The 8,305-nt window shown below is 42.5% G+C and carries 7 protein-coding genes and 1 other RNA gene; all 8 read right to left on the bottom strand.

Annotation, left to right across the window (positions count from 1 at the left end; genetic code table 11):
* Positions 1–5: 5 nt before the first annotated feature.
* Positions 6–1,562: a ribonuclease Y gene (rny, locus tag VMW39_01550; GenBank protein ID HUW22703.1), complete on the bottom strand. Its 1,557-nt coding sequence runs from the start codon at positions 1,560–1,562 to the stop codon at positions 6–8.
* Positions 1,563–1,806: 244 nt separating this feature from the next.
* The gene (locus tag VMW39_01545) at positions 1,807–2,412 is read right to left on the bottom strand and encodes a 5-formyltetrahydrofolate cyclo-ligase (GenBank protein HUW22702.1); all 606 of its coding nucleotides are present in this window, start codon (positions 2,410–2,412) and stop codon (positions 1,807–1,809) included.
* A 4-nt stretch (positions 2,413–2,416) separates the two neighbouring features.
* The gene (locus VMW39_01540; GenBank protein HUW22701.1) at positions 2,417–3,793 is read right to left on the bottom strand and encodes a replication-associated recombination protein A; all 1,377 of its coding nucleotides are present in this window, start codon (positions 3,791–3,793) and stop codon (positions 2,417–2,419) included.
* A 146-nt stretch (positions 3,794–3,939) separates the two neighbouring features.
* A non-coding RNA gene (gene ssrS, locus VMW39_01535) (6S RNA) lies at positions 3,940–4,094 on the bottom strand.
* A 33-nt stretch (positions 4,095–4,127) separates the two neighbouring features.
* Positions 4,128–4,427, bottom strand: coding sequence for a cell division protein ZapA (locus VMW39_01530; GenBank protein HUW22700.1), 300 nt, complete (start codon positions 4,425–4,427; stop codon positions 4,128–4,130).
* A 24-nt stretch (positions 4,428–4,451) separates the two neighbouring features.
* Positions 4,452–4,700, bottom strand: a complete 249-nt coding sequence (locus VMW39_01525) for a hypothetical protein (GenBank protein ID HUW22699.1) — start codon at positions 4,698–4,700, stop codon at positions 4,452–4,454.
* Positions 4,701–4,706: 6 nt separating this feature from the next.
* Positions 4,707–7,142 (bottom strand): phenylalanine--tRNA ligase subunit beta, encoded by a 2,436-nt coding sequence (pheT, locus tag VMW39_01520; GenBank protein ID HUW22698.1) that lies wholly within the window; start codon positions 7,140–7,142, stop codon positions 4,707–4,709.
* Between the two features lie 173 nt (positions 7,143–7,315).
* The coding region (locus VMW39_01515; protein HUW22697.1) for an ATP-dependent 6-phosphofructokinase at positions 7,316–8,305 on the bottom strand (990 nt) is incomplete at its 5' end.

Here is an 8,305-nt window from a genome sequence, read left to right as displayed (position 1 = left end):
CCTTTTTATTTTGCAGTTTCGATGGCTCTTGTCTCTCTGATAACCGTAACTTTTATCTGTCCAGGATACTCTATTTCTTTTTCGATTTTCTTAGCTATCTCCCTGGCCAGATTTTGCACCATACTATCCTCCACCTCTTCCGGTTCCACAATAATCCTTATCTCTCGTCCTGCTTGAATGGCATAAGATTTCTCTACTCCTCGAAAAGAATTGGCTACATTTTCCAACTTCTCCAGCCTCTTTAAATAGTATTCCAGAGATTCTCTCCGAGAACCTGGGCGGGAAGCAGAGGCTGCATCAGCAGCCTGCAGCAGGACTGCCTCTATACTCTGAGCCTGGCAGTCTTCATGATGGGCAGCAATGGCATTAACCATATTCGAGGGTTCATTATATTTTCTTGCTAAATCTGCACCAATCTGGGCATGTGTTCCCTCCACGTCGCGATCGATAGATTTACCTATATCATGTATCAACCCCGCTCGTCTGGCAAATTTTGCATCTACGCCTAATTCACCAGCCAATATAGAAGCTATGTGAGCTACCTCTAAAGAATGCTGGAGAACATTCTGACCATAACTGGTTCGATATTTAAGCCTACCTATTAACCTAATTATTTCCGGGTGGAGACCTTGAACACCGACGTCAAATGCTGTTTGTTCTCCCACTGACTTTAGATGTGATTCCATCTCTTCCTTTGCCTTTTCTACAATTTCTTCAATCCTTGCCGGGTGAATCCTGCCATCGGCAATTAGTCTTTCCAGAGCAACCCGGGCAATTTCCCTTCTCACCCCATCAAAGGCAGAAAGTGTAATGGCTTCAGGAGTGTCGTCAATTATTAAATCAACTCCAGTGGCGTTCTCGAAAGCCCGAATATTCCTCCCTTCCCGGCCTATCACGCGGCCTTTCATCTCATCATCGGGCAAAGAAACTGTGGAAACGGTGATATCCGCAGTATGCTCCACAACACAACGCTGGATAGCCTGACTTAAAATCCCTTTAGCTTTTATTGTTCCGATCTCTATAGCCTCTTGTTCCATCCGTCTAATAATTGTCGTCGCTTCTTTCTTAGCCTCTTCCTCCATATTGGCCAGGAGAACTTTCTTTGCTTCTTCCGGAGTCATTCTGGCTAACCTTTCCAATACCCTTTTTTGTTCCTCCTTTGCTTGCGCTAACTTCTTTGCTTCCTCCTCCCAATGTTTTTCTTTCCCTAAAACATATCTCTCTTTCTTGTTGATTTCTCTCTCTTTTCTCTCCAGGATATCAACTTTACGGTCTAAATTTTCATCCTTCTGTGCTAATCGCTTTTCCAGACTTTCCAACTCTTTTCGTCGACTTCGCGTTTCCTCTTCAAATTTAATCCTTGCTTTGTGCATTTCATCTTTTATCTCAAGGATGCCTTCTTTCTTTTCCGATTCCGCCTCTCGCTGGGCGGAATCGATTATCCTTTTCGATTGTGCTTCAACCGACGAGGCCTGAAGTCTTGCATAAATAAATCTTAAAATATATCCTGCCAACACTCCTAATAGAAGGCAACCCGCACCAATCAAGATTAGACTATTCATTTTTCCCTCCTATGTGAATCAGCCTGTGCTTCCCCGATATTACATATCGGGGACTCTCTGTCTCCGGGGCGCTCAAGCGTCTTCCGCCCGCGCCTTTCCCTCGTTTCGCTCGGTCGTCGCTCCTTACTCGTCGCGACCGGCGCCCCCTTCCACAAAGGTTTCCTTAATCTACGGAAAATTACCACACTCAAGTTATCCCTGCTGGAAATACGAGGAACTTGGTAATGCGACTATTGGAATTTACTTATGGCCGGTTCTTACAATCTACTATCCCGCTTTCAGTAACTATTTTATCAACCTTCATATCTCTTTTTACGAGAGGAATTTTCCTGGCAATCTGCAAATCGAAAGCAAGTCCAATCAGTGCACATTGACGGTAGCGACTCATCCTTGATCTTATCGATTTACTTCTTAAAAATCGATCATAATATCCTCTCCCATACCCCAGGCGACCTCCACTCTTATCAAAGACTACTCCAGGGACAACTACAAGATCAATCTCTTTTTGATTCACCCTCCTTCTGAACTCTTTTTTCGGCTCTTTTATTCCAAAACTTCCCTTGGTGAGTTCTTTTTTTAAATTTTTAATCTCGGACACCACTATCTTTTCTCCATGCACAACAGGTATTACTATCTTTTTCTTCAATTTCAGCGCATTTCTTGTCATTTTCTCTGTTTCCACTTCACTACGAAAAGATACATAAAACATAACTGTCTTTGCTCGTTGGAACTCAGGTAAGGAAAAGAGTTCCTTTTCGATTTTCTCGCTTTTAGACTTTATTTCATCCCGGGAAAGGTTATTTCTCTTCTTCAGGAATTCTTGCCTGATTTTTCTTTTTTTCTCCTCCATTTTTCTAAAAAGTTCTATCTTTATCCCCTTTCCCTTTCCCAGTCACTTTTTCTATAGGATGGTCTGGTTTCTGCCTATGGGAAAACTTAGAATCCTTAGCAATCCGGGACTCCAATTCTTCCATCCTCTTTTTAATCTTTGCCTCATAGCCTTCTTCTGTGGGAAAATAGTACTTACGTTTCACGGGTAAATAGTCCTGCTCAACCCATCCTTTTGCATAATTGTGAGGATATTTATAATCTTTTTGTCCAGCCTTAGTTAAATACTTTGGAGGCTTAAGAATCTTCTTCTCTTCTATATCGGCTAAAGCCTTATCTATTCCCTTATAGGCTGCATTAGACTTGGGAGCACAAGCAATATATATTGCCGCCTGGGCAAGGGGTATCTTAGCTTCGGGCATTCCTAAAAATTCACAGGCCTCCAGAGCCGCATTGGCTACTACCAGAGCTTGTGGGTCTGCATTGCCCACATCTTCACTGGCACAGATCACAATCCTTCTGGCAATAAATCGTGGGTCTTCACCAGCATATATCATCTTTGCCAACCAGTATAAAGTTGCATCCGGGTCAGAGCCTCTCATGCTCTTAATAAAAGCAGATATCGTGTCATAATGTTCATTCCCTTTCTTATCATAGACCACAGCCTTTTTCTGGATTGATTCTTCAGCAACTGATAGGGTAAAGTTAATTTCTCCATTGCGGCTTGGTTTTGTGGTCATCACTCCTACCTCCAGTGCATTCAATGCTCTTCTAGCATCACCGTTAGAAGTTTTTATCAGATGCTTTAGTGCCTCAGGAACAATGTTTATTCTCTTCTTGCCCAAGCCGTTTTCTTTATCTTCAATTGCCCTTTTCAAAATAACTTTTAGCTCTTCATTATTCAAAGGTTTAAATTCGAAAATCTGGGAACGGGAGAGTAACCTGGAATTAATATAAAAATAAGGGTTCTCGGTAGTAATGCCGATCAGGGTAACTATCCCCTTCTCTACATCTGGCAGGAGTCCATCTTGCTGGCTTCGGTTAAAATGGTGAAGCTCATCGATTAGTAGAATTGTCTTCTGACCCGAAAACTTTCTCTTTTGCCAGGCTCTCTCAATTATCTTTCTTAAATCAGCGACCCCGGAAGTCACCGCATTTAACTCCTCAAAGTGTGCTTTCGTCCGTTCAGCGATTATTCTGGCAAGTGCCGATTTACCACAGCCTGGCGGACCATAGAAGATGAGAGATACAATTCTATCCGCCTCAATAGCTCGCCGGAGCAGTTTACCCTTGCCTAAAATGTGCTCTTGCCCTACAAACTGGGAAAGTCTCTTGGGGGACATCCTCAAAGCTAAGGGCATATCTCTAATGGCTTCCGATTTCTCTTTGGCAAAAAGTTCCATTTTTGAATTCAGGATTAGCCCCAATTTATCGGGGCGTGGATTGGGATTGGCCCCAATTTATCGGAGCGTGGATTAGCCCCGATTTATCGGGGCGTATTCAAGAGTAGCCCCGCAAAAAAATGACTCTGGCCCCTTTTTTGTTAAAAAAAGTCCCCGCTCTGCCGTGTGTCTGACTGTTTTAAAGCACCAACTTAAAGTGGGTATCCTGTTCTGATAACCACGATTACCAGAAACTCCGGATTCCCTAATCTACACTTGTCGGCTTAAAATAGTCAACACATCACGAACATCGCAGGGACAATAAAAGCCTGCTATATTTTAAATAATATAGAAACTATCTTTTTAATGCTTGATCGAGCAGCTTGATTAACTCTTCAGATCTTTTTGATATTTCCTGGCCACTGGTATCCTTGCTCTCTCTCAATCTAAACAATTCATCAGCAATATTTAAAGCAGCTAAAACTGCTACTCGGCTTGTATCTACAATGTTTGATGTGTTAGCTATTCTGTTCATCTGTTCATCAACATATTTTGCTAAAGCCGAAATGTACAAGGGGTCCCAATTACCCCCTTCAATTACAAATTCTCGGTTATATATCCTTATTGGAATCTTATCGCCATCTTTTTCAAGCATAGAACCCTCTTCCCTATGCCAGGACTATACTTTCATTTTATCTAACCGATCAAGCAAAATCCGGAGTCTTTCCCTAACTTCTTTTTTTCCCTTTCCCAGGTGTTCGACTTGTGCGACTATTTTCTTTGCTATTCTATTCTCTCCTTCCATAGATTTAATATCTTCTTTTTGCTTTTCAATCCTCTCCAGTAACTTTACCCTTTCCTGTTTCAGCGAATTAATTAATAGAACAACCTCCTCTATCTTTTTCTTGACAGTATTGTATTCTCTCATTTTCCTTTATTTCACAAGTGAGTCTTGTTTTCTCACTTTTACTTTTAAATCTCTTTCCAACTCTTCCACTATTCTCATATGTAAACTATTTACCTGTTCATCCCTCAAGGTCTTTTCCATGGATTGATAAATAATTTTACAGGCCAAGCCCCTCTTCCCCGGCTCAATCTGTTTACCAAAATAGACATCGAAAAGTTTTACGTCTTGAACGAGCTCACCTCCAACCTTCTTAATTTTAACACAAATCTCTCCAAATGTCAAGCCCTGGGGAGCTACCAAAGCAATATCCCTGGAAACCCAGGGAAACCTCGACATTCTCTTATACTTTTTCTTAATCTCGATAAGTCTACACATTTTGTCAAAATCTAACTCAAAAATGTATGCCTTATCTCTGAATTCCATTTTGCGGAAGACCTTATTAGCTAATTCGCCAAAATCTCCCAGATGTTCATTGTCTACCATTATCTTATTGGAAATTCCCTCTTCCAGAAGAAAATGGCTGCTTTTCTCTATCCCAGATTCTCCACGACGTTGAGGATAAATGCCCAGTTCTCCTAACAGGGAGTCCACAATCCCTTTAACATAGTAAAAATCGATAGCTTTTGAAGAGTCTTCCCAGTATCGCTCCTCCTGAGTACCAACCAGGACACCTGCCAAAATCCTTTTCTCTTCTGGTATGCCCTTTCCAGGAAAGAAGACCCGACCTATTTCGAATATTTTCATATCAGGGACCCCGTGGTTTAGATTCCATTTCAGGACCGATAGAAGACACGGGAGAAGGGAAGTGCGTAAAAGACTCTGTTCCCGAGATAAGGGATTGGTAATCTCCACAGTTCCTTTAAGCCCTGTGGGGATAGCAATGTCCAGTTCATTATAATATTCTGGACTAACCAGAGAACGGCTGACAACTTCGCATAATCCTAACCTGGTTAAAACCTCTTTTACAAAGTCCTCTAACATCAAAACTTTATCATCAACCGAATCACTGATCTCTATTTTCGGCATTCCTGAGGGAATCTTATCATATCCATATAGTCGGGCAATCTCTTCTACCAGGTCGATGGGGCGAGAGATGTCGTTTCGATAGGAAGGCACTCTGACCCACAGGTGCTTCTCCCCCTCTTTCTGGGAAATGTTAAATCGCAGACGGGTCAAAATTTCACTCATTTCTTTGGGGAAAATATTAGAACCCAGGATATGGTTGGTCTCTTCCGGGGAAAACTCTATCTCTACTGGAGAGAAAGGCTGAGGGTAGACATCGATTACTCCAGAAGCAACTTTTCCTCCGGCGAGTTCCTGGATTAACTGGCAAGCTCGATTGGAGGCGATAAGGACATTTTCCACATCAACGCCACGTTCAAAACGATAAGACGATTCTGTATCAATCCCCAACTGCCGGACTGTACTTCTTACTACTTGAGGAACAAAATAAGCGCTTTCCAAAAGCACATTTCTGGTAGATTGGTCAACGCTCGTCTCCGTCCCTCCTATTATCCCTGCTAAAGCAACCGGCCGCTCGGCATCAGCAATAAGTAAATTCTTTTCCGTCAATTTTCTCTGTTCATTATCCAAAGTCAATAGCTTCTCGCCAGGAGTAGCAAAACGCACAAGAATTTTATGCTCAGCCAATTTATCATAATCGAAGGCGTGAAGAGGATGGCCAAGTTCAATTAGCACATAATTGGTAACATCCACCACATTATTAATCGCTCTAAGCCCTACTGTCTCCAATTTCCTGACTAACCAGGAAGGAGAAGAACCCACTTTCAGGTCGCGAATAATTCTGGCGGTATAACGCCTGCATGCCTGGGGAGCGAGAATCTCCACTTTCGCTAAGTCAGAAACAGAAGTTCCGTTTTCCTTCAATTCAATCCTGGGTGGCTTTAAATTCCCACCCAAAATAGCGGAAACCTCACGAGCTATCCCAAATATACTGGCACAATCGGAGCGATTGGTAGTCAGTTCTACCTCCAGCACTATTTCTTCCAACGTTAACGTCTTCTTAATATCCTCACCCAGTTTACAACCAGGGGGAAGAATATGAATGCCACTGGCATCTTCTCCAACCCCCAATTCTTTCTCAGAACAGAGCATTCCGTAAGAAGTCTGCCCTTTTATTTTCGCCTTACTTATTCTTCTCCCACCAGGAAGTTTAGCTCCCACCCTGGCAAGAGGAACTAAATTCTTAACCTTTATGTTCCTTGCTCCACAAACTATAGAAAAAATCTGCTTCCCATCGGAAACCTGGCAGAGGCTTAATTTATCTGCCTGGGGAAGAGGCTTCAGGAAAAGAATTTCACCAACCACCACGTTCTCCACCTCTGACCCCAAATAGAGAATATTGCTCACTTCCAGACCTGCCATGGTGAGACATTTAGCCAGTTCTGGAGGAGACAGGGAAAAATCTACATACTCCTTTAACCAATTATAAGAAATTCTCATTTTTCCTTATTCCTGTAAACGATTTAATCACCGTAGTCGCTTCTTAAAAGATAGTCTGTTATATGGAGTCCTTGCGAAAGCAAGGATAACTACCTACCTCCCTTTCGGGAGGACTCCAAATCTCTCTACGTTAAGAAATTCCTTAACGATGAACAAATTATCTTTTAATATTTCTATTTAAAAAGGGTATGGGCGAAGTCGATCCACTCAGGGGAAACAGTCTTTAACTTACCCACAGCTTCTTCTAAACTAACCCCCACCATCTCTGTTCCCCGTAAGGAGACCATCTGACCAAACTTTCCTTCTTTAATCAGTTCCACTGCTTTTACACCAGCCCTCACTCCCAGCATTCGGTCGAATAGAGTGGGAGCTCCTCCCCTCTGCATATGACCGATAACGCTTACCCTGGTATCAACTCCCAGTCTATCCCTTATAACTCTAGCAATACCTTCTCCCACCCCTCTCTCTTTCAAAAGCATATGGCCAAACTGATCCAGTTTTTCTTTACTTATTTTCTCTACGGGAACTTCGATACCTTCAGAAACTACTACTGTGGCTATCTTTTTCCTTTCATAAACTCTTTTCAAATGTTTGCACATCGAATCTATATCCGCTTTTTCCTCAGGAAGCAGAACCCAGTCTGCACCACCGCCAATGGCTGTAAACAGCGCCACCCAGCCAGCGTGCCTGCCCATTACCTCTAAAACCATAATCCTTCTATGTGATTTTCCAGTATCTTTTAAAACTTCCAAAGCATTCATCGCCAGAGTAACCGAGGTATCGAAACCAAAAGTGTAATCTGTGGATGAAAGGTCATTGTCCATAGTTTTTGGGACACCAACAACTTTCATCTTGTGTTCCTTATATAGTTTATTGGCTATTCCTAAAGTATCTTCGCCACCCATAGCAACTATTGCCTCAATCCTAAGTTTTCTTATATTCTGCAAACATCTTTCCACGCCCTTCTCTACCTTATAGGGACTGGTCCGGGAAGTGCCCAGTATTGTCCCTCCTTTATTCATTAAATCTTCCACTTGGGAAATTTCCAAGGACTCAGTCAAACCCTCAATCAATCCCTTCCAGCCCTCATTAATTCCCACTACTTCCCAGCCGAAATCCATTGCCCGCAACACACATCCACGAATTGCCGGATTTAAACCTGG

The sequence above is a fragment of the bacterium genome, from assembly GCA_035530055.1.
In the GTDB taxonomy this organism is placed as follows: domain Bacteria; phylum UBA6262; class WVXT01; order WVXT01; family WVXT01; genus WVXT01.
Note: the sequence above shows the minus strand (reverse complement) of the source record. Positions and strands in the feature narration are given on the sequence as shown.